This is a genomic window from Edaphobacter sp. 12200R-103, assembly GCF_010093025.1.
Taxonomy (GTDB): domain Bacteria; phylum Acidobacteriota; class Terriglobia; order Terriglobales; family Acidobacteriaceae; genus Edaphobacter.
On record NZ_CP048114.1, the window covers coordinates 21,973 to 42,283 of the forward strand.

The following is a 20,311-nucleotide window of genomic DNA, read 5'->3' on the forward strand; positions in this document are numbered from 1 at the left end:
CGCGATTCGCGCGAACCTCCACCAGACGCGATTAGAGAAACAAAAACGGCGGGCTTCGGCTCGCCGTTTTTGTTTTTTCAATTTATTCAGCATGATGTAAGCAGAATGTTAGCTAGAGTTCTCAAGCGTGCACTGTTTATCGGATCCATCTCGGCCTGCTTTTCGCAGACGATGATCGCTCAAACAGTAGTGCAGTACGGAACTTCGGGAACTCATTTGGCAGGACATATAAGGATGACCTGGCAATACGGTCCTCCGGGATTTGGAGAGACCCCACGAACCGACCCCAAAGTGAAGTTTGCCTATCTGCTGCTGGCCAAGCCGATTGTCGTCGTTCCTGCAGCAAATTCCACAGGGAATAATCCCGACTCGGAGACGGTCAAAAACGTTCGCAAGATCAGGTTGTGGTGCTTTGAAAAGCCCGAGTGCAAAGAGCTTTTTCATATTGCTTCTGATTGTGTCGTGACCGTCGAAGGTCAATTACATCACGGCATTGCGCCTTTGGATTTCTATGACATTACGATGGACATTGAAAAGATGACGGCAGGCAATTGTTCGCAGCGATAGATCTGAAATTGGCTTCCCGAATTCCATGTTTTCGTGGATAATAATACGAGGCGATTGCGTGGCCTGACCGCTTTCGTCTCCAGTAACACAATTCAGGAATTGGCAGCAGGGGCCAATCAGCCCTGCGTCGCGGCGTGTCGGGAGGATGGATTCTAAAAGAGGCATCCAAAAGGCAAACTGCTTGCCGGCCGAAGTGGCTGGCCACGTTAGAAGGAGAAGACAACAATGCGCGAGATCATCACCCTCCAGTGCCCGGAGTGCAAGAACCGGAACTACTCGACGACCAAGAATAAGAAGACGACGACTGGCCGCCTGGAGTTCTCGAAGTTCTGCAACACCTGCCGTAAGCACACGCCTCATAAAGAGACCAAGTAGTTGTCGGATATCGGTTCTTCGTTTGTCAGCTGTCTGACTGATAACGGAGCACTGAGCACGGATAACTCAACCTGGGGGAGTAAGCTCAACGGTTAAACTGTCGGTCTCCAAAACCGAACTTCTCGGTTCGAATCCGAGCTCCCCCGCCATCCTCCCGTTCTACGGGAAGGTTGGAAAGAAGTCAGAAGTAACAGAAGATTTCGAGGCGGTATTATGGCCAAGACGGTAGCGGTAGCGGAACAGCAGGCTGGAACCGGCGTACAGCAGATCAAGTCTCTGCCGGATCGCATCAGCAGCTTTCTGAGAGATGTGCGAAGCGAGATGCGCAAGGTTGTCTGGCCCACGCGTGCAGATGTCCAGTCCACGACGGTGGTGGTGATTATCACGGTATTCATCTTCGCTGCTTACTTCTGGCTGGTTGACAACGTGATTGGTCGTGCTGTCGAAGCTATTCTCGGCGCGGCGTCCAAATAGAGAATGGAGCCGCGTAGCTGCGGAGATCCCGAAACACGATGCGTGAAGAAGGCATAACGATGGCGGAAGAGCAGCAGAACCCGGAAGAGCAGAACCCCGATGTGCAGGCAGCGGCGGTAGACTCGTCCTCCGAGCAGGCAGCCGACCAGCTGGCTCCGCCGGCAAACGAGAATTTCAAGTGGTACATCATCCACGCCTACTCGGGCTTTGAGCGCAAGGTGCGCGAGTCCCTCGAAAGCCGGATTACCGCCTTCGGTCTGCAGAACAAGATCGGCCGCATCATGATCCCGACCGAGCCGGTCACCGAGGTCCGCAACGGCAAGAAGTACACGATCGACCGCGTATTCCTTCCCGGCTACGTCCTGATCGAGATGGATCTCGATAACGACCTGTGGCACGTCATCAAGAACACGCCGCGCGTGACAGGCTTCCTTGGAACCGGCGACAAGCCGGTCGCCCTCTCCGAGCAGGAAGTCAGTTCGATCATCTTCCGCTCCGACGTCTCCAAGGAGAAGCCGACCCTCAAGATCAAGTTCGAGAAGGGCGAGCAGGTACGCATCAACGAAGGCCCGTTCGCGAACTTTACCGGCGCCGTCGACGAGATCAACGAAGACAAGCAGACTCTCAAGGTGATGGTCAGCATCTTCGGACGCTCCACCCCGGTCGAGATCGAGTTCTCGAAGGTCGACAAGGTAGTCGAGTAGATTCTGCAACTGCCGGAAGTCTGGCGGCCGTAAGTGAGTTTTGGAATATTAAATTAAGCGAGACGGTCGAGAGGCCACCGCTGGAACGTAAGAGGATTTACCCGAATGGCACCGAAGAAGATTACCGGATACGTCAAACTTCAGATTGTGGCTGGCAAGGCCACCCCTGCTCCCCCGGTCGGCCCGGCGCTCGGTCAGGCGCAGGTCAACATCATGGAGTTCTGCAAGCAGTTCAATGAGCGCACCAGCAAGGACCCGGCCCTGGCCGGCCTCACTGTACCTGTCGTCATCTCGGTCTATGCAGACCGTACCTTCTCGTTCGTCACCAAGACCCCCCCTGCTCCCGTGCTTCTGCTGAAGGCCGCCGGAATCGATAAGGGCTCGGGAACTCCGAACAAGGAGAAGAAGGGCAAGGTCACCGAGAAGCAGATCCTCGAGATCGCCAAGCAGAAGATGCCCGACATGAATGCAGCTTCGGTTGAGGCCGCTGCAAAGACGATTCGTGGCACTGCTCGCTCGATGGGCATCGAAGTCGTCGCCTAAAACAGCCCTGGCTGGTTAGAGGTTTGTCATCCTGAGCAACGCGAAGGATCACTGTATTTTTCCCATGGAGTCAAGGGTGCTCCGGGAAGAAGACAGTGATCCTTCACTGCGTTAAGGATCACAAATCGGAAGATTTTCATCCAGGAGTAAGAACGGCCCTCATCTAAGCATCTCGTCAGTCTGAAAGGACACCTCCGGTTGTATTGTCAGGTCCCTTTTTGTCGAAGGTCTCGTACAGCTTCATTAGAAAAGCATGTTGACAAGTAGTTTCCGAGGAAAGCAAAATAGTTTCCATGGAAATTATTGTACCCTCCGCAAAGCATATACCAGAGCTTGAGAGCCACCTTGGGTATTGGTTACGACGGGTCTCCAACGCCGTCTCCGGCGGGTTCTCCCGTGCTCTGCATGATAAGCAGACTTCTGTTGCGGAATGGGCGCTCCTGCGCGAGCTGCATAAGCGGGGAAAAGCTACCTCAGGCGAGTTGGCCGCGAAGATGGGCCTGACCCGCGGAGCAGTGTCCAAGATTGTCGATAAGCTCAAGGCGAAAGGCTGGGTTCAAGCGGAGGGAAAAGAAGGTGACAGTCGATTCCGTGTGCTTTCTCTCACACGTGCAGGGTCGCGCAGCTTACCCGTTCTCGCCAAAATCGCAGACCGGAATGACGAGTCTTTCTTCGAATGTCTGAGCGAAAGCGAGAGAAGCATCTTCAGAGAACTGCTTGTCAAGATCGCGGAGCATAACCGCATTCACGATGTACCAACAGATTGAGGGAGAAGTGATTATGAGCAAAGCAATCGATAACCTAATGGAGGCTATGAAGCGAGCCGAGAAGATCCGGCCCCGTGTAGGTGGCTTCCCCTTCCTGGCCGAAGTCCTGAGGCAGGCTGGAGTGACACGCAATATGTGGTCGCTCCCTGGATGCCAGAGTATCTTCCTGACGCAAGATGGCCCCGTCGTCATGCAGGGCAAGCCTCTCGTCGACAGTGTTGCCGATGTACCGGTGTTTGATGAGAGAGCCCTCATTCAGGCGCTCCGCATCGATCAGGCTGGCGAAAGCACCTTCCCCGAGTTTCTCGGCGCTTCGTGGCGGGCTGGGGTCGTTCGCTATAGCGTTGACCTCGAGGCGCGCACCGTCGCCTATCATGGGTGCAACGGCGAGGAGTATATCGAAACATACCCGGCTGTCAGCCTCCGGTAGCTCCGGCCCTGGGATTCCGGTTTGTGTCCTAGGCATCCAAGTACCGCAATCAGTTTTCCCACGTTTCGTACAACCTTGTTCTCTCAGTCCTTGCTGCCGCGCCCCACGTAGCGATAGATGACGCAGAGCTCATCGCCTGTAGACCCATACTCCGTCTGCTGGGCGATCGCCTCCAGGTCGGCGGCATGGTCGTCCGGACTCATCGGCACCTGTCCCTCCCATAGCAGCTTGAAAGCAGGATGCCGCGAGATCAGGTTGCCGTGCTCTGCGTTGACGTAGAGGATGTCGAGATCGCCAGCCTTTCCCAGAAACGTGCTCTCGATGCGCCGTAGCAGTTGTTTGAGGACAGGATCTTCAAAGGGATGGAAGAGGAAGAGCAGGGTCGGCGTTGCAGGAAGCGGGAACTCCAGCGCGTCGATCTGCTCGATACGTACAGGAGCGACGGCATTCGCCGTGGGATCGGATGCATGTGCTTCTCGCCATTGTGCTGCATTCGCCGCTGCGATGGTGGCCATCGCAGGGTTCAGCTCGACGCCAATGACCTCGCGGAAGGGAAACTCGCTGGCCAGCAGAACCGCTCTTCCTTTTCCTGCACCCATATCCAGGAAGGTGTAATCAGTGATGTGATGGGTGGCCGCTGTCTGTTTCCATCGCTCTACAAGGGAGCGCAGGATCGACGGTGCTACGGCGTAATAGGCCGTGACGTGCTCGTCGTTCGGATGTCCGGTGACGAGATCGCACGCAGGCACCAGGCCGCTGGTATCGGTCCCATGCACCTGATCGAACGGATGGATCGGACCGGACGCGGGCTTGAGCAGATCGCGCGGACGAATCGGTTGCACCTTCGACTGGGTTGATTTTGAAGTCATACTCTCCTAGCGAATCTGAATCAGATTCGGATTGCCATCGAGTCCAAGAATGCGTCGTCCCGCGGACGTAATCTGCTGCGGATTCCACGCCGGCTCGTCCACAAAAACTACCGTCGTCTCGCCGGCCTCTTCGATTCCCGCCAGCCGATTACGAATCTGTGCGGAGAGCTGTGCCGCGGCCTCATCGGTCGGATTCGTCAGAGAAAATTCAACGCGGATGCGATGTTTCTGCGGAACACCTGGAATTCCGGCACCCGGGGCGTCCGGATCGGGGGTGACTTTCACCGATCTCACCAGACCAAGATCGACAATGTTGCACGGAAGGCTTGGATCGTAACAGTCTCCGAGCGCCGTTAGGATGTCCGATTCTGTCAGCATCGCTGAACTGATCATAACCGCTGGGAGAGGATCGCAGAGTGCATCGCCGGTTCTAGAAGAGATCCATGATGATCGCGAATCGCGTAGAGATTCACATCATCTGTAAATTTTTGTTGAACGCATAACACAGCATCAGAATCTCAATTCCCTGAATCGTTCCTATCCGTCATGGCGTCTGTATAGAGAAGGCTTTTCGACGGACTCTATGCGCATCTTCAAGAATCTTGTTTTATTTTCTTTTTTGGTACCCGTGTATGCGCTGAGCCAGCAGGTCTCTGCACCTGAGCCGCAATCGGGAAGAATCATCGGTACAGTAACCGATACGAACGCAGATGTTATTCCCGGAGCCACCGTCTCTTTGGTCGAAGATGGGGCTACGGCAAACTCTCCGATGGTGGTAACGACGAATCAGGATGGCGTCTTCATCCTCAAAGGGATTCGTCCCGCTGTGTTGTACCACGTCAAGGTCAGCGCACAGAACTTCGGCGACTGGACCTCTCCCGCCGTTCAGCTTACGCCCGGCCAGGATCTCGATCTCGCGGAGATCAAGCTCACTCTCGCAGTCGTTGAAACGACCGTCTCCGCAGTCTCGCAGGAGCAGCTTGCAGAAGAACAGGTGAAGGTCGCCGAGAAGCAGCGCGTTCTTGGAGTTGTTCCCAATTTTTATGTAGCGTACGACCCGCGCACCGTTCCTCTCACAACCTCTCTCAAGTACAAGCTTGCGGCGCGAACCGCCACCGACGCTGTCAGCATCGGCGGAGCAGCATTTCTCGCAGGCATCTATCAGGCATCCGATTCGACTGCATTTCAGCAGGGAGCCAAGGGATATGGCCAGCGGTTCGGGGCTGTGTACGCAACCGGCGTCACCGACATTATGATCGGGGGCGCCATCCTTCCGTCGCTCCTGCACCAGGACCCGCGCTACTTCTATCAGGGGACGGGGACAAAGAAATCACGCTTCCTCCACGCCATCTCGGCGCCCTTCTGGTGCAAGGGAGACGATGGCCGCTGGCAGTTTAATTACTCCAGCATCGGTGGCGATCTGGCATCAGCCTCGCTGTCGAATCTCTACTATCCACCCGCGGACCGAGGCGCAAGCCAGACCTTTACGAGCGTGGCAGAGGCAACGGGAGGACGGATGATTAATGCGCTTGCGCAGGAATTTATTCTTAAGCGATTCACCAGTCAGTCCGCGACGAAAGATTAGCCGGCACTTTGCAAATTCGAAACGAGTCTCCATCAGGAGTCTCCGCCCTCTTCAGGCCCTTATAGTCGTCATTCTGAGCGAAGCGAAGAATCCCTGTATTTTTCCCGTGGTGTCGAAACCATAAGGAGGAGCGCATCTTCTTGCGTGGCAAGCGAGAGTAACGCGCTCAGTGCTTGCGCTCCACCAGGTAAGTCGCCAGCGCCTTCAGCGAATCAGCTGATTTCCCAAACGGTTCAAGTGCGGCAAAGGCGTCGGCAATCAACTCTTCCGCGTCTTTCAACGATTGCTCGACTCCAAACACGGCAGGCCACGTTGCCTTAATGCTGGCCGTATCCTTGCCCGCGGTCTTTCCCAGCTCCTCGGAGCTTTGAGTTACATCCAGAACATCGTCGACGATCTGAAAGGCGAGGCCAGCCTTTTCACCGAAGATGCGCAGGCGCCCGATGGTGTCCGCATGGTGATCGTGAGCCGAGTTTGCCAACCCGTAGAGCCCTCCGGAGACGATGCTGGTCGTGATCAGGGCTCCCGTCTTGGCACGATGGATCGATTCCACCAGTTCGGCAGTCGGCGTCTTGCCCTCGGATTCGATATCGACCACCTGTCCGCCGATCATTCCGGGCGGCAGCGGGCTGTTCGGTCCTACGCCGGTCCCGATGGCCATCGAGATCTCCCGGATAATGGGGACCGTCGTCGCCGGAGGAACCGGAAGAGCAGCAAGCGTCTGAAAGGCAAGAGTCTGCAGGGCGTCCCCTGCAAGAATTGCGATTGCTTCGCCAAAGACGACGTGGCAGGTGGGCTGGCCGCGGCGGAGGTCGTCATTATCGAGCGCGGGCAGGTCGTCATGAATCAGCGAGTAGGTGTGGATCATCTCGATGGCCGCACCCAGATCGCCAGCACCCGAGGGAATCTCTCCTGTTTCAGACGTCATGCGAGCTGCCTCCATCGCAAGGATGGGGCGAAGGCGCTTTCCGCCGGCGAAGACAGAGTGTCGCATCGCGCGATGGATGGAGTGCGGCTGGGTGTCGGGAGAAGGCAGAAGACGCTCCAGAGCGGCATCGGCAACTTCGACCCCAGAGCGAAGAAGATCTTTTACGGAGAGATTCATCTGAACAATGATGATAAATCAGCCTGTACGCAGTTTCCGCGTTACGCAGCCCGGGGCTTCCGGTGATCGTACAGAATCAGCGCGATAAAGAGAAAAATGGACAGCGCGGAGCTGAGATATCCCAGCTTTTGATCCGTCATCAGCGCGTAGCGAATCTCGATCTTCGCTGGACCGGGCGGCAGGGCGATGGCGATCAGGCCGTCCCTGCGCGACAGTCGCGCACCAACAGGCGAGCCATTGCGGGTGATGTGCCAGGCAGGATAGTTCCGGAGGTTCAGGATGAGCCAGGTCGGCGCCGCGGGAGACAGGCTTAGACTGCGGGGAGCTGGGCCGGGGACGGAGGATTGAGGAGCCGCATCCGCGAAATTTCGGGATAACCAGTATCCCGGATTTTGGTGGTTAGCGAGATCGTTGTCCGCCTCTGCCGGGGTGTACTCATCCGTCGGGTCCGTTCCAGGATTTGCGGAGCGGAATACCGCCAGGCGTTCGACGACAGTATCTTCCGAATCGCAGTACTGGCGAAAAGCACGATGGCCAGGCAGTACGAAGACGGTCGTGCACAGCAGGACCATAGCTCTAGTCCGCAAGCGCACCTGGGAGAGAGCAAGCGCGAGGGCGAATCCAAAGATCGCACCTACCACGGCCAGAAAACGCCACGGGAACTGGAGAAACCGCAGCTCCGGCAGAGAATGCCAGATTGGAGCCGAGAGCGGAGTCAGCAGGAAGAGGATCGCAAGGCTGAGGACCGCGAGGATGCCAGCTCTCTGATCCTTGCCCTGCTGTTCTGAGGGGGTATCTTCAGCAGTTTCTTTGTGCCGGGTAGCGAACACGTAGATAAAGGCAAGCGCGGTCAGTCCCGTCAGCACGACCGCTACGACGGAGGCGGTGTGCAGCACGGCATCGTGCTCCGGGTCTGTGGTGTGCTGGAAGAGGAAGTTGTCCCAGGGACGCAGGCCGGGGATGAGGGCGAAGTGAATCTGGACGAATTTGCGTTCGTAGGCGGCGGGGAGCAGATAAAACCCAGTGAGTCCGAGGCCGAGCAGGGCTCCGGCGATCGCTTTGAATGCGATCTGCTGTCTGTTTTCGGAGACCAGCAGCCGAATAACGATTACAAGAGCCATTGCATAGCAACCCATCACTGCCGCCGGGGCATTCGTCAGCCAGAGCAGGGCGACAGGGGCTGCGATCGATGGAATCGTGATCCTTGGCCGAAGTGCAGCATGGAGCGCCAGTGGAAGCCACACGGCAGCTAGCAGCTCGCCATAGGCTGTCCGTTCGTAGGCGGTATAAAGCATGTACGGGTTCGCGAGATAGATTGCTCCTGCCAGGAGCGCGGCATTGGCGGGGACAAAACTGCGCGCCGTGTAATAGAGCGACAGTCCGGCTCCGGTCAGTGCGATCCAGGTGAAGGCGATGGGAGTCCAGGTCCAGGGCATAAGAAGGCCGAGGGCCGCGCCGAGCAGCCAGGAGAGCGGAGGGTAGAAGATGAAGCGCGGTTCTCCGGCGTTCCATGCAGGGGTTTCGGCCCAACGAGGATAAATGCCGTGACCAAGCTGTCGGGCGGCCTCAAACCAGCTGATCAGGTGGAAGTCAAAGTCGTGCCCGCAGGAGCACCCGCGAAGGATAAGCGGTGCAATCGCAATAAGCGCGGCCAGGGGAATGACGAGCAAGGGCCGGCGGTCTCGGAGCATGGATTCAGGGTACCGCGATGGGAGGCTAGCTGTGGCGATAGATCATGTCTGTGGCAAATGGGTGTGTGTCATTCCGAGTGGAGCGCGTGAGCGCGGAATCGAGGAACCCCCGCATTTTGCGGATGCCGGTTGAGATCATTCGCCTCACTTGAGGGATTGTGGCTGTGCCGGCAAATGCGGGGGGCTCTCCGCTACGGCCCTTTGGGCCTACGGTCGAGATGACACTTTGCATAAAGTAAGTCACTTTTGCATGCGGTTGATGTGAGTTGGATTGGCTGCCGAGTAGGGAAGCAGATCTCTCCGCTGCGGCCCTTCGGGCCTCCGGTGGAGATGACACTTTTTACGGCAGATCTGAAGAGTGCTTGATGCGGTAATCTCTGCCTTCCTGCGAGTGCAATCCATGAAGGTTCCGGTGATGAGACCTCATCGGACCACCTACTGCGGTTGCAGGGTGAGGGTGTGCCGGGTTACGGCATTGACCGCAGGGGTGGTGAAGGGCATCGGGAAGGTGGTTCCGTTGTACCAGGCGGGCCACTGGTCCATAAACCAGGGGCTCAGGATATTTCCGGACTCGCCTAGCACGAGGTTGAAGGTGGAGCGGTCGAGGTCCGAGAGATCGGCGGTAAAGCGCTCGGACGGCCCGAAGGTCCGGTTGACCTGCTTGATGGTGCTGCCGTCTCCGCTGAGGGGTTGGACGCCGGTGCCGATGGGGTTGTGGATGAGGGTACGCAGAATGGCCGATTTGGAGAAGATGGGATGCTCCAGATCGATGGGATACGCGCTGCCATGTTTCCAGTGCGACAGGTCGCCCGGCGCGTGTGCGTTCGCCAGACCCCGTGCGACGGCTGCCGTCAGAAGCTCGTTCCAGTTGGTGAATCCGGGTGGAAGCCAGCGGTCGGGCGTGTGCATGATGATCTGCTCGGCGGCGTAGCTCTTTTCGCCCCAGCTATAGAGCTTCCATAGAGGTACGGACTGCCCCTGCGGAGTGCTGTGCTGCTCAGCTCCAAGACGAGGTTCCAGGATGAGCTGCCAGAAGGCCTCCATCGCAGCATTCACAATGGGAGGGGCCGGAGAGCTGGCATCGACCTGACCGTTCCATTTGCGCAACAGGTCGGCGGCCTGATGCAGGCGCTTATCCTGCGTCGTCGAGTGGTCGATCGAATAGGCCAGCCGTTGCGCGACATTGTGATCAAGATCGGAATAGATGTCGGTCTGAAGGCTCAGCATATCGGCAGCGGTCAGGTGATCGCGGCCCAGCAGAACCTTCCAGATGCGTTCGTTGCGATACGGCGCTGCCCAGTCGAAGGTGATTGGGTACTGGTAGTTGTTCGGGGTGACGCGCGAGTTGGCGGTCGCCAGAACGCCGCTCTGGGGATCGAACGACTGTGGGAGCAGAACGAACGGGATGTACCCCAGCCAGTCGTAGTGGCTTGTCACAGCATCGACCGGCACAGGACTGAGTGGCGAGGTCGGGGCAGGAGGAGGGGCCGAATCCGCTGCGGATGGACTGGGCTGCGTTGGGGTGGTTGGGGCGACCGGAACCATCGACGGCGCGAGAGGATTGCCGCGAATTGGTATGGTTCCGACGGCGTGATATCCAATATGTCCCTGATCGTCGGCGTAGACCACATTCTGCGAAGGGCCGCCGAAGCCGGCAAAGGCGGAGAGGAAGCTGGGCCAGTCGGTCGCTGAGGCGATCTGGAACAGAGGAGCCGAGAGGGTTGCAGGATCGTAGATGGTCCATCGCAGCGCAAGGGAACGCTTCTCCGTCGGGAGCAGGGGAGAGATGATGGGCGTGGGCATGCCGCTGTGTAATGTCGAGGTGACGTCGAGCTCCACATCGGGCTTGCCTCGTACGTGGATGACCTCCGACTGATGCAGGACGGAGTGCCAGGCGCCGTCGGCCGATTCAAACTCCTGAGAGGCCCCGGAGCCGCGAAGGTGTTCGATGAAGACGTCCTGGACATCGGCGCCGAGATTGGTGAATCCCCAGGCAACGTGGTCGTTGTGGCCGACGATGACGAAGGGCAGTCCGGGCAGGGATGCTCCGGCGACATGGAAGCTGCCGGAAGGTGCGGGAGCGGCAAGGTCGGTTTGATACCAAATGCCAGGGACCCGGAGGGTCAGGTGCATGTCATTGGAAAGTAATGGTTTGCCGGTAGCAGTCCGACTGCCAGAGACGACCCAGTTGTTGGAGCCGGCGATGCAGGAGTCGCACGCCTGCGGCCGAAGCTGGCGGGCGAGAGCGAGGATGTCGGCCGCAGAGGCGGTGGGCAATGCAGGTTGCCGCAGCTTTGTCTGGGATTCATCCAGCGGAATATCGGGAAGATCCTGCGGGGCGGTGAGGTCTATCGTGGGCTGCTCGGGAGGATGGTCGCGCCATGAACCGACCGGATACAGGTCGGCCATCTGCTCGGGAGAAAGGCGGGAGGCGATCAGCTCGCGGCTCAGCTTGACTGCAAAGCGGTTGGTGAGGTCCTGGTACATGGAAAGCCCTACGAGCAGGGAGTCGCGAGGCGTCCACGGAGCTGGAGAGTAGCGAAGCACCCGGAACTCCAGCGGGAGATGCTTCTGCTGCAGGGCGATGGAGGCGTTCACGCCACGGGCGTAGACCTCGAGATAATGAAGCTGGTCTTTTGGAATCGCCGAGACGGCGCGGTCTGCAGTAGAACGGAGCTGCAGGTAGCGCTGGATGCGATCGTGTTCCAGAAGGGACGGGCCCATAACTTCCGCAAGCTCGCCGGCGGCATGGCGGCGAAGCAGGTCCATCTGAAAGAGACGGTCCTGGGCAGTGACAAAACCCTGGGCGAAGACAAGGTCGTCGAGCGATGCGGCACGGATGTGAGGTACTCCGTGCACATCCCGCTGAACGGCGACGGGCGCGGAGAGGCCGGGAACAGCGAGCGCACCGTCGACCTGGGGAAGCGAAATTTTGAGAATATGCTGCACGTAGCTGCGAGCAGCGAAGAAGGCGGTCAGGCCAAGGATGAGCAGAATGGGGACAGCGATGGTGAGTAACCGCGGTAGAGCCCGGGGCGGGCGAGACTGGGGTCGCACGTTACGCTGGATCAACCGCGGTTCATTGTTCTGTTCAGAAAAGCTCATCTCTATCGAGAGTCTAAATGTAGGACGTAAGCGGAACCGGTCTGGAAGTCCCTTTTGCAGGAACGAGGGCGACACGATGCCGTGGAATTTGGTTAACTGGGCTTAGGAAAGACAATCAGCACAGAAGGAGAGAACTTTGGATTCAGTTGCCAGTCTCCACGCAGTAGAGAGAGCTGTACTGCTGTTACTGGTCATGGTGGCAGCCTTTGCCGTGATGGCGAACAGGCTGAAGGTGCCGTATCCCATTGTGCTGGTGCTGGCCGGGCTGGGGTTGAGCTTTGTGCCGCACATGCCCCGGATTCCGCTGGATCCGAATCTGGTCTTTGTGATCTTCCTGCCTCCTCTGCTCTATGCGGCAGCGTGGACGGTCTCGTGGCGGGATTTCCGAAGACACCTGTTGATTATCTCCCTGCTGGCCATCGGGCTGGTCGGCTTTACGGTATGGGGTGTCGCGGAGTTTTCCGATCACTTTATCTCCGCTCTCGACTGGAAGGCAGGCTTTCTCCTGGGGGCCATCCTGTCGACGACGGATGCGATCGCGGCGACCTCCGTGGCGAAGGCGCTGGGGCTGCCCCGTCGGATCGTCGACATCCTCGAGGGGGAAAGCCTGCTGAACGACGCGACCGGCCTTCTGGCGCTGGAGGTCGGGTTGCGTCTACTGGAGCAGGGAAACCTGCCCACGGTGGGAGAGGGCGCGTTGCGCCTGACCTATCTAATTGTTGGCGGCCTCGTCATCGGACTGCTCATCGGGGTTCTCGTATCGTTCCTTGAAAGACTGATCGATAACGGGCCGGTGGAGCTGGTTCTGAGCCTGATCGTTCCTTATGCCGCTTATCTGGCAGGCGAAGAAGCAAGGGCGTCGGGCGTTCTGGCCGTGGTGGCCGTGGGGCTTTACCTGAGCCGCCAGAGTCCCCGCATCTTCTCGCCCGCTGTTCGCATTCAGGTGATGGGCGCGTGGCAGGCAATGACGTTTGTCCTTAACGGGATCGTCTTCCTGCTGATCGGTCTGCAGATGCCTTATGTGCTGGCGGGGATCGAAGGCGGCTTCAGCAAGTCCACCCTGGTGGAGTATGGAGCCATCTTCAGCGCGATGCTGATTGCGTTGCGACTGATCTGGGTTACACCGGCGATCCGGTTTTCAAACTGGATCCAAAGCCTTCGACATCCGGAGGAGGAGCGGGTCACTCCGCGTGAGAGCTTCGTGATTGGATGGACCGGAATGCGCGGCGTCATCGCGCTGGCGGCAGCGCTCTCTGTGCCGGAGGTAGTCAACGGCGCCGAGTTCCGGCAGCGAAACCTGCTGGTGTTTCTCACATTCTCCGTGATCCTGGTCACGCTGGTGCTGCAGGGGCTTACTCTGCCTTCGGTGATCCGTGCGCTTGGGCTTGCGGGAGAGGAAGGGATCGAGCCGGAGGAGCGGTATGCCCGTGAGCAGGCTTTCAAGAACGCCATTGCATACCTGGAAGAAGGACGCCTCACCGCCGCAGATGGCCTCGAGCACGCCTACGATGACCTGATCGACCGCTATGAACACAGGCTGGCGGAGGTGACCGAGGAGGAGGGACATGGAGCTTCAAAGGCTGAGGTGTATCACACCCTAAGCCGGGAGGCCCGCGCGGCGGTACAGGTGGAGCGCAGGACGATTATTCACCTCCGCGACGAGGGTCTGATCAGCGATGACGTGCTGCGAAAGCTGGAGCGGGGACTGGACCTGGAAGAGACGAAACTCAGCTCGTAGACGGAGGCGGAGGCTCTGGGCTGGCGGGAGCCTCGACGTCTGCAGGCATGAGCGAGGCGTAGCTCTCCTTGTTGCAAGGCAGTGTGAGGTGGATGACGGCGGCCATCAGGAGCAGCGGAATCAGGCAGAAGATGCTTCCCTCAGGGCCGGTAGCTCCGCCGCTGAGCAGAGGTGCTCCTGCAGGATGTGTCTTGAGCAGGCGGTGATCGAAGAGCGCTCCTGAATCGGAGACGCCGAAGAGGACGGACTGGCCGTAGTCCCATGCGGCGTGAAGCCCGACAGCCCACCAGAGCGATCCGGTTCGCCAGAGGCTGAAGCAGAAGACGAGAGAGGCGGCTCCGGCGCAAACAAGTCCGGCGGGACTCTCGCCAGGGTTCGAACCGTGCACGGCTCCAAAGCCGAAAGAGACAACGATGGCGGCGATCCAGAAGCCCACCGTGCCTGGGGCAGGGTTGCCGGGCAGAACCTCTGCAAATCCGGAGAAGCCGCGGGAGAGTGTGTACTGCAGATAGCCGCGAAAGAGATACTCCTCAAAGAAGCCGATGGCGAGAAAACCGGGAATCCAGAGGATGAGGTAGCGGGCTACGTCCTTGCCGTAGAGCATACGGCCGTCGATGACAAGCAGCCCGGACTTCAGCAGGATAAGGACGAGGAGAGAGATGGCGGCGAGCCCGACGACGATACCGTAGAGCAGCCGCGATGTCTTGCGATTTCCTCCCAGGCCGTAGACGGAGAGCGGCCGGCGCTCGATCTTCGACATCACCCCCGTCACGATCGCGATGGCGAGGAAGAGGGCGATCTCCGAGACGAAGACTGCCAATGGGTCAGGGTTCTGAGCCATTCCATGACGGGGGATCAGATGTCCGGCACGTAGAACGGCGGTGATTCCCATGCTCAGGATAGCGAAGAGAAAGACGGCGATCAGCAGGCTCCAGCCGGCGCGTAGTCCATGTGGCCCGACGAAGATGGAAGAGCTACGGTGCGCGGGAGAGGTGGAGACAGGAAACTCGGACAAACGGACCTCGAACAGGAGATTTCAGGAGAGGATAAAGGAAAGTGAGGTCGGGATGAAGTCGCCTTCCTGAATCTCTCACGGGATCAGGGCTCTGGCGGTGAATCGGATATGCTAGATGCTTTGAGCGCGCGTCCGAAGCGTATCTGATCAACGAGGGAATTCAGTTTGGATTGCAAGGTTTTTTATCACGATAAATGTTTCGATGGGGCGTGCTCGGCATCGGTGTTTTCGCGGTTTTACCGTGAGTGCGTGAAGACAGGGGCGGAGTTTTCCTACCAGGGACTGGTGCATCGCGCGGGAGCCTTGTTTGATGAGAGCCAATTTATCGATGGCGATAACGCAATCGTCGATTTCAAGTACTCAGCCTCGAAGAAGGTGACGTGGTGGTTCGATCATCACCTGAGCGCGTTCCTTACCCCTGAGGATCAGGCCGACTTCGAGCGTGGCCAGACGGACGGTTCGCAGACGATGCGCAAGTTCTATGACCCCGGCTATACGTCGTGTACCGGCCTGATTGCAGATATCGGAGCTGCGAAGTTCGGCTTCAACGTCGAGCCGCTGCAGGAACTGATCTACTGGGCGAATATTGTGGACGGCGCGAAGTACGACAACGCTACCGCGGCAGTCGAGATGGCTGCCCCGGCCATGAAGCTGACGATGGTGATCGAGAGCACGCAGGATGAGTTGCTGGGCCAGAAGCTGATTCCGCTGCTGACGGAGATGCCCCTGCAGGAGGTTCTCGACCAGCCGTTTGTGCAGGAATCGCTGGGGCCGCTGATGGAGCGGCACAAGGCTGCGCTCGAGCTGATACGGGAGCGGGCTTCGGTGGAGCGAGGCGTCATCACCTTCGATATCACCGACCATCCCACCGAGGGATACAACAAATTTATTCCGTACTATCTCTTCCCGGATGGGACGTACAATGTCGGCCTGAGCAAGTCATCCTTCCGGACGAAGGTGGCTGTGGGCACGAATCCCTGGACGACGCTGCCGGCAGAGAAGCTGGCCAATGTGGCCACGATCTGCGAGCGCTATGGTGGCGGAGGACACGCCAGGGTCGGCGCGATCAGCTTTCCTCCGGATCGGGAGGAGGATGCCCGCAAGGCGGCGCAGGAAATTGTAGCCGAGTTGCGAGAGCGGGAGACGACTGGCTGAGCGCCAAGCAACCGGAGTCCAGCGCCAGGCCTCAGAGAGGTTGGAGGTGTTTCGATGAATCATATCCTGTGGGGTGGAATTGGGGTCGCTCTTCTGATTGTGATTGTCGTGGTGACGATGGCCAAGACCAGGTGGGGACGATTGAAGGTGCATGAGCCTGCTCCTCCGCATCCGAACCGAGGCAGGGTAAGCGGGCATGAGGATGACTGAAGCTGCTGCGGGTTGCCGATAAGGCTGGCTTTCACCATGTGGGAATGAGATGGTTGGATTTAATCGCAGATCCTTCGACTGCGGCTGCCTTCGCTGAGGATGACACCTCTTATAAGTAATGCGGCCGGATTTCTCGTTTACGCCTTGTGTAGACCTGTACAGTCGTCATCCTGTGCAAACGTGAAAGGTCCCTGTATTTTTCCCGGAGCACCATAGACGTCACAGGCAAAATACAGGGATCCTTCACTACGTTCAGGATGACGACGAATCGGAGAGGCTCCGGGAAGCTTCTACGGTTTCACCTTTGAAAAGAGGTCCAGCTTGGTGATGTCGTTGAAGATCACCATGGCGGCGAAGACCAGGATGCAGACGAAGGCGACCTGGTAGACGCGCTCCTTGAGCTGCTGGTTGAGGTCGCGACGCATGATGGATTCAACGATTAAGAAGAGGATCATGCCTCCATCCAGGATGGGGACAGGGAGCAGGTTGAAGATTCCCAGATTGAGCGAGATGTAGGCCATCAGGCCGATCAGGGGCATCCAGCCGGGCATTGCGGCTGCTTCATGAATCTGCTGTCCGATTCCGATGGGTCCCGAAAGCGAGCGCACCGAGACCTGGTGGGTGAACATCCTCTTCAGGACCTCCACGATCAGCATGGAGCCCTTCTTGTTGAACTCCCAGGAAGCGACCACTGCCTTACCGAACGGCAGCCGCTGCACCTTAACAGGGGGTTGGACGGGATAGAAACCCAGACGGTAATCCTTGGAGCCGTCTCCAGCTTCAGCAAGTTGCGGGGTGATCTGGATGGGAACCGTCTGGCCATCGCGTCCGACGACGAGGGAGGCGGGTTTTCCAGCCTGATCCTGCAGGTAGGCCAGCAGAGCAGGCACGGAATGAAGATGAAGCCCATCGATGGTAACGATTGCGTCGCCCGGCTTAAGGCCCGCCCGGGAGGCAGGCATGTTTGGCTCAAGAGCGTTCACTTTGACCGGAACGTTCTGCATCTTGGGGATCAGACCCAGGCGGTCGAGCGCGAAGTTGTCGGGGCCGCCCTTGGACTCGACGAAGAGCTTGGTATCGACCCGCTGGCCGTTGTGCATGTATGAGAAGGCGATATTGTGGTTCAGGTTGAGGACGGAACGGATGGCAACCTGATCCCAGGTCGGGTTCTCGACGGTGTCGTAGTGAACGATCAGATCGCCGGACTGGATTCCGGTGCGCGAGACAGGGGTGTTGATCGGGATGTAGTCGGTGAGGGCTGGACCGGAGATGTACTCCTGCACCTCGTTGTGAAGCATGGAGACGCCGGTCATCAGTCCCAGAGCGAGAATGAAGTTGGCGAAGGGTCCGGCGAGCGCGACCAGTACCCGCTGCCAGCGAGGATGGGCGTTGAAGTCTCCAGGATCGGTCGGGGCTTCTCCGGGGTTGTCACCCGACATCTTGACGTAACCGCCAAGGGGAAGAAGAGAGAGCCGGTAGTCGGTATCGCCGCGGCGGAAGCCGATCAGGCGCTTGCCAAAGCCGATCGAGAATGTCTCCACACGGATGCCGCAGAGCTTGGCGACGGCAAAGTGGCCGAATTCGTGCACCAGCACCATAATGCCGAGCACGATACCGAGTTGAATGATTGTGGACATGGGAGAGTGGAGACCTCGCTCAAAGAATCAATATGTCTTATTGGAGTACACCGGAGAACTGAGGAGCGATCACCTCGCGGGCGCGCACTCGCGCACGAAGATCAGCATCAAGCACGTCTTTGATAGACGAAGGTGTACGGCTCGAGGTTTGCTTCAGCACCTCTTCTATTGTACGTGGGATGCCGAGGAAGGGAATGCGACCTTCGAGGAAGGCGGCGACGGCAATTTCGTCGGCGGCGTTGAGGGCGATACAGGCCTCTCCGCCGGTCTGGGCGGCCTCATAGGCGAGCCGCAGGCAGGGGAAGCGGTTGAGGTCAGGCGCGGCGAAGTCCAATTGGTTCAACGCGGCGAGGTCAAACTGGAGCCCTGCCGCAGGGGTTGCATCGACACGCTCAGGGTAAGCGAGGGCGTAAAGGATGGGCAGACGCATGTCCGTGACAGAGATCTGGGCGAGGATGCTGCCGTCGACGAACTCGACCATGGAGTGCACGGTCGACTGCGGGTGGATGGAGACACGGACCTGGGCGGCGGGTAGGGAGAAGAGGCGGCAGGCCTCGATGACCTCAAATCCCTTATTCATCATGGTGGCGGAGTCGATGGTAATGCGCTGACCCATCACCCAGGTGGGATGCTTGAGAGCCTGGGCAGGAGTGATGTGTTCAAACTCGGCCAGCGGAGTATTGCGGAAGGGGCCTCCGGAGGCCGTCAGCCAGATCTGCCTGACCTCGGATGCTTTACCGCCGCGCATGCACTGGTGAACGGCGTTGTGCTCGGAGTCGATGGGGAGCAGGGCGACGTTGTGCTCTTTTGCGGCTGCCATGACGAGCTCGCCGGCGGCGACGAGGCACTCCTTATTGGCGAGGCCGATCGTCTTGCCTGCCTTGATCGCGGCGTAGGTGGCCTCCAACCCGGCGACTCCAACGATAGCGGAGACAACGAACTCGACCTCGGTCAGAGTGGCAACGTGGACTGTTCCGGCCGTCCCGTAAACGACTTCGATTCCGGTGATTCCGGCGGCTGCAAGGCGCTGCTCGAGAATCGCGGCCAACTGCTCAGTAGCGATCGAGATGACCTTGGGACGCCACTGCAGGCACTGCGCGAAGGCGGCATCGATGTTCTGGCCTGCGGCCAGGGCGATCGGCTGGTAGCGATCGGGAAAGGATTCGCAGATAGAGAGGGTCGAGGTGCCGATGGAGCCGGTCGAACCGAGAATGGCGAGCTTTTTCACGAGGTCTATTTTCTCAGATCCGCGAACGAAAAAGTCTCTCAGAATCTGCCGAGACCGAAGTAGTCCTTGAGGAGAAGCGCGAACCAGAGGACGGGGGTGGCGACCAGAAGGGCATCGATGCGATCGAGGATTCCTCCGTGCCCCGGAAGCATGGTTCCCGAGTCTTTGACGCCAGCGCCACGCTTTACGGCGGATTCGAGAAGATCGCCGATCTGCGCGGCGATGTTGAGGATTGCTGCGAGGACAAGTGTCTGCCAGATGGGTTCCGAAATATGCAGGATGAGGTTACCGCGAGCTGTTAGAGAATCGCTGATCCAGAGGAGCAGCGCTGCTGCGACCAGGCTGCCACCGATAGAGGCGAAGGCGCCCACCCATGTCTTGCCGGGACTGATGCGGGGGGCGAGCTTGCGTTTGCCGAAGGCGCGGCCAACGTAAAGCGCGGCGATGTCGCCGGACCAGACACAGATCATCAGAAAGACAACCAATGCCGGACCATCCTCCTGCTTCCACAGCATGGGAACCAGCGTGAGGGGATAGGCGATCCAGATGAGGCCGAAGAGACCTTGCGCGGTATCGGGAAGGACCTGGATGAGCGGAGCGCGAAAGCCGTTCCAGGCAAAGAGCAGCAGGGTGAGCGCGCTCAGGACTGGAAGCTGCGCCTCGACGGGGAAGTTGGGCAGGGTGACGACAAAAGCAAGCGCTGCACCGAGAGCCATCCACCAGAGGGGGATACGGAGTTGAGCGCCGTGCGCTTCGGCTCCGACGGCAGCAAGCTTCAGGTACTCATAGACCGCCAGCTCCGCCACGATGGCAGCCGCAAGGGTGATCATCCAGAGCTGCCCGAAGAAGATAAGTCCAAAGACGACAAGGATCAGGACGATGGCGGTAAGGATTCGCTTCATAGAGAAACCATGACAAGTATAGCCGTCAGTTATTTTGTTTATGAATGATCTTGACATATAAAGATATATCTTGATACGTTTCAAAACATGAGAAACCAATATCACCATGAATGCTTTCGAGGATTCCGCGGAGGAGATGACTTTCGCGGTTGGAGAGAACACTTACAGCAACGCTTTGGAGCCGGTGCCGGCGACTTCGGGCGGGGACGAC

20 protein-coding genes and 1 tRNA gene are annotated in these 20,311 nt (G+C 58.6%); 12 read left to right on the forward strand and 9 right to left on the reverse strand.

Translation table 11 applies throughout. The features are described 5' to 3' along the window. The first annotated feature begins 105 nt into the window (after positions 1-105). The 8 genes from GWR55_RS00140 (at position 106) to GWR55_RS00175 (ending at position 3,860) form a co-directional block, all read left to right on the forward strand. A complete protein-coding gene (locus GWR55_RS00140; RefSeq protein WP_162400444.1) occupies positions 106-567 on the forward strand; it encodes a hypothetical protein in 462 nt (153 codons plus the stop codon). A 225-nt stretch (positions 568-792) separates the two neighbouring features. Then, positions 793-942: a 50S ribosomal protein L33 gene (gene rpmG, locus GWR55_RS00145; RefSeq protein ID WP_162400445.1), complete on the forward strand. Its 150-nt coding sequence runs from the start codon at positions 793-795 to the stop codon at positions 940-942. 73 nt (positions 943-1,015) lie between these two features. Beyond that, positions 1,016-1,091 (forward strand) — tRNA-Trp (locus tag GWR55_RS00150). 64 nt (positions 1,092-1,155) lie between these two features. Further along, complete coding sequence (gene secE / locus GWR55_RS00155) at positions 1,156-1,416, forward strand: preprotein translocase subunit SecE (RefSeq protein ID WP_162400446.1); 261 nt, start codon at positions 1,156-1,158, stop codon at positions 1,414-1,416. 38 nt (positions 1,417-1,454) lie between these two features. Then, positions 1,455-2,120 (forward strand): transcription termination/antitermination protein NusG, encoded by a 666-nt coding sequence (gene nusG, locus GWR55_RS00160; RefSeq protein WP_162400447.1) that lies wholly within the window; start codon positions 1,455-1,457, stop codon positions 2,118-2,120. Positions 2,121-2,225: 105 nt separating this feature from the next. Then, a complete protein-coding gene (gene rplK, locus GWR55_RS00165) occupies positions 2,226-2,663 on the forward strand; it encodes a 50S ribosomal protein L11 (protein WP_162400448.1) in 438 nt (145 codons plus the stop codon). Positions 2,664-2,956: 293 nt separating this feature from the next. Further along, positions 2,957-3,430 carry a MarR family winged helix-turn-helix transcriptional regulator gene (locus GWR55_RS00170; RefSeq protein WP_162400449.1) on the forward strand — a complete coding sequence of 158 codons (474 nt, stop codon included), beginning with the start codon at positions 2,957-2,959 and terminating at the stop codon, positions 3,428-3,430. Positions 3,431-3,443: 13 nt separating this feature from the next. Beyond that, on the forward strand, positions 3,444-3,860 hold the full coding sequence (locus tag GWR55_RS00175) for a DUF1398 domain-containing protein (RefSeq protein ID WP_162400450.1): 417 nt from the start codon (positions 3,444-3,446) through the stop codon (positions 3,858-3,860). An 83-nt stretch (positions 3,861-3,943) separates the two neighbouring features. Here GWR55_RS00175 and GWR55_RS00180 read toward each other — a convergent pair whose 3' ends face one another. Together GWR55_RS00180 and GWR55_RS00185 are read right to left on the reverse strand one after the other, a co-directional pair. Then, positions 3,944-4,729 carry a class I SAM-dependent methyltransferase gene (locus GWR55_RS00180; RefSeq protein WP_162400451.1) on the reverse strand — a complete coding sequence of 262 codons (786 nt, stop codon included), beginning with the start codon at positions 4,727-4,729 and terminating at the stop codon, positions 3,944-3,946. A gap of 6 nt (positions 4,730-4,735) precedes the next feature. Then, the gene (locus GWR55_RS00185) at positions 4,736-5,107 is read right to left on the reverse strand and encodes a metal-sulfur cluster assembly factor (RefSeq protein ID WP_162400452.1); all 372 of its coding nucleotides are present in this window, start codon (positions 5,105-5,107) and stop codon (positions 4,736-4,738) included. Between the two features lie 250 nt (positions 5,108-5,357). Here GWR55_RS00185 and GWR55_RS00190 point away from each other — a divergent pair, with 250 nt between their 5' ends. Next, entirely contained in the window at positions 5,358-6,314 is a 957-nt protein-coding gene (locus GWR55_RS00190) for a carboxypeptidase-like regulatory domain-containing protein (RefSeq protein ID WP_238398798.1), read from the forward strand. 166 nt (positions 6,315-6,480) lie between these two features. Here the strand turns inward: GWR55_RS00190 and GWR55_RS00195 are convergent, their stop codons facing one another. From GWR55_RS00195 to GWR55_RS00205, 3 genes are all read right to left on the reverse strand, one after another. Further along, positions 6,481-7,419: a polyprenyl synthetase family protein gene (locus GWR55_RS00195; RefSeq protein WP_162400454.1), complete on the reverse strand. Its 939-nt coding sequence runs from the start codon at positions 7,417-7,419 to the stop codon at positions 6,481-6,483. Positions 7,420-7,460: 41 nt separating this feature from the next. After that, positions 7,461-9,110 carry a hypothetical protein gene (locus tag GWR55_RS00200; protein WP_162400455.1) on the reverse strand — a complete coding sequence of 550 codons (1,650 nt, stop codon included), beginning with the start codon at positions 9,108-9,110 and terminating at the stop codon, positions 7,461-7,463. Positions 9,111-9,545: 435 nt separating this feature from the next. Then, positions 9,546-12,215 carry a penicillin acylase family protein gene (locus tag GWR55_RS00205; RefSeq protein ID WP_162400456.1) on the reverse strand — a complete coding sequence of 890 codons (2,670 nt, stop codon included), beginning with the start codon at positions 12,213-12,215 and terminating at the stop codon, positions 9,546-9,548. A 136-nt stretch (positions 12,216-12,351) separates the two neighbouring features. Between GWR55_RS00205 and GWR55_RS00210 the strand changes: the two genes are divergently transcribed. Then, entirely contained in the window at positions 12,352-13,953 is a 1,602-nt protein-coding gene (locus GWR55_RS00210) for a Na+/H+ antiporter (protein WP_162400457.1), read from the forward strand. Here the strand turns inward: GWR55_RS00210 and GWR55_RS00215 are convergent. Next, positions 13,943-14,968, reverse strand: a complete 1,026-nt coding sequence (locus GWR55_RS00215) for a CPBP family intramembrane glutamic endopeptidase (protein WP_162400458.1) — start codon at positions 14,966-14,968, stop codon at positions 13,943-13,945. The two genes, GWR55_RS00210 and GWR55_RS00215, sit on opposite strands and share 11 nt — an antisense overlap. A gap of 165 nt (positions 14,969-15,133) precedes the next feature. Between GWR55_RS00215 and GWR55_RS00220 the strand changes: the two genes are divergently transcribed. Both GWR55_RS00220 and GWR55_RS00225 read left to right on the forward strand, forming a co-directional pair. After that, complete coding sequence (locus tag GWR55_RS00220; protein WP_162400459.1) at positions 15,134-16,123, forward strand: phosphoesterase; 990 nt, start codon at positions 15,134-15,136, stop codon at positions 16,121-16,123. Positions 16,124-16,177: 54 nt separating this feature from the next. Further along, positions 16,178-16,333, forward strand: coding sequence for a hypothetical protein (locus GWR55_RS00225; protein WP_162400460.1), 156 nt, complete (start codon positions 16,178-16,180; stop codon positions 16,331-16,333). 290 nt (positions 16,334-16,623) lie between these two features. Here the strand turns inward: GWR55_RS00225 and rseP are convergent, their stop codons facing one another. From rseP to GWR55_RS00240, 3 genes are read right to left on the reverse strand one after another with little or no spacing between them, the layout of a single operon-like run. Continuing rightward, positions 16,624-17,970, reverse strand: coding sequence for an RIP metalloprotease RseP (gene rseP / locus GWR55_RS00230; RefSeq protein ID WP_162400461.1), 1,347 nt, complete (start codon positions 17,968-17,970; stop codon positions 16,624-16,626). 37 nt (positions 17,971-18,007) lie between these two features. Beyond that, complete coding sequence (locus GWR55_RS00235) at positions 18,008-19,198, reverse strand: 1-deoxy-D-xylulose-5-phosphate reductoisomerase (protein WP_162400462.1); 1,191 nt, start codon at positions 19,196-19,198, stop codon at positions 18,008-18,010. 38 nt (positions 19,199-19,236) lie between these two features. Then, a complete protein-coding gene (locus tag GWR55_RS00240; RefSeq protein ID WP_162400463.1) occupies positions 19,237-20,100 on the reverse strand; it encodes a phosphatidate cytidylyltransferase in 864 nt (287 codons plus the stop codon). Between the last annotated feature and the right edge of the window lie 211 nt (positions 20,101-20,311).

Bases quoted from the DNA above. Each gene is read 5' to 3' on its own strand.
- GWR55_RS00140 (WP_162400444.1), top strand. From the start codon at position 106: ATGTTAGCTAGAGTTCTCAAGCGTGCACTGTTTATCGGATCCATCTCG.
- rpmG (WP_162400445.1), top strand. From the start codon at position 793: ATGCGCGAGATCATCACCCTCCAGTGCCCGGAGTGCAAGAACCGGAAC.
- secE (WP_162400446.1), top strand. From the start codon at position 1,156: ATGGCCAAGACGGTAGCGGTAGCGGAACAGCAGGCTGGAACCGGCGTA.
- nusG (WP_162400447.1), top strand. From the start codon at position 1,455: ATGCGTGAAGAAGGCATAACGATGGCGGAAGAGCAGCAGAACCCGGAA.
- rplK (WP_162400448.1), top strand. From the start codon at position 2,226: ATGGCACCGAAGAAGATTACCGGATACGTCAAACTTCAGATTGTGGCT.
- GWR55_RS00170 (WP_162400449.1), top strand. From the start codon at position 2,957: ATGGAAATTATTGTACCCTCCGCAAAGCATATACCAGAGCTTGAGAGC.
- GWR55_RS00175 (WP_162400450.1), top strand. From the start codon at position 3,444: ATGAGCAAAGCAATCGATAACCTAATGGAGGCTATGAAGCGAGCCGAG.
- GWR55_RS00180 (WP_162400451.1), bottom strand. From the start codon at position 4,729: ATGACTTCAAAATCAACCCAGTCGAAGGTGCAACCGATTCGTCCGCGC.
- GWR55_RS00185 (WP_162400452.1), bottom strand. From the start codon at position 5,107: ATGCTGACAGAATCGGACATCCTAACGGCGCTCGGAGACTGTTACGAT.
- GWR55_RS00195 (WP_162400454.1), bottom strand. From the start codon at position 7,419: ATGAATCTCTCCGTAAAAGATCTTCTTCGCTCTGGGGTCGAAGTTGCC.
- GWR55_RS00200 (WP_162400455.1), bottom strand. From the start codon at position 9,110: ATGCTCCGAGACCGCCGGCCCTTGCTCGTCATTCCCCTGGCCGCGCTT.
- GWR55_RS00205 (WP_162400456.1), bottom strand. From the start codon at position 12,215: ATGAGCTTTTCTGAACAGAACAATGAACCGCGGTTGATCCAGCGTAAC.
- GWR55_RS00225 (WP_162400460.1), top strand. From the start codon at position 16,178: ATGAATCATATCCTGTGGGGTGGAATTGGGGTCGCTCTTCTGATTGTG.
- rseP (WP_162400461.1), bottom strand. From the start codon at position 17,970: ATGTCCACAATCATTCAACTCGGTATCGTGCTCGGCATTATGGTGCTG.
- GWR55_RS00240 (WP_162400463.1), bottom strand. From the start codon at position 20,100: ATGAAGCGAATCCTTACCGCCATCGTCCTGATCCTTGTCGTCTTTGGA.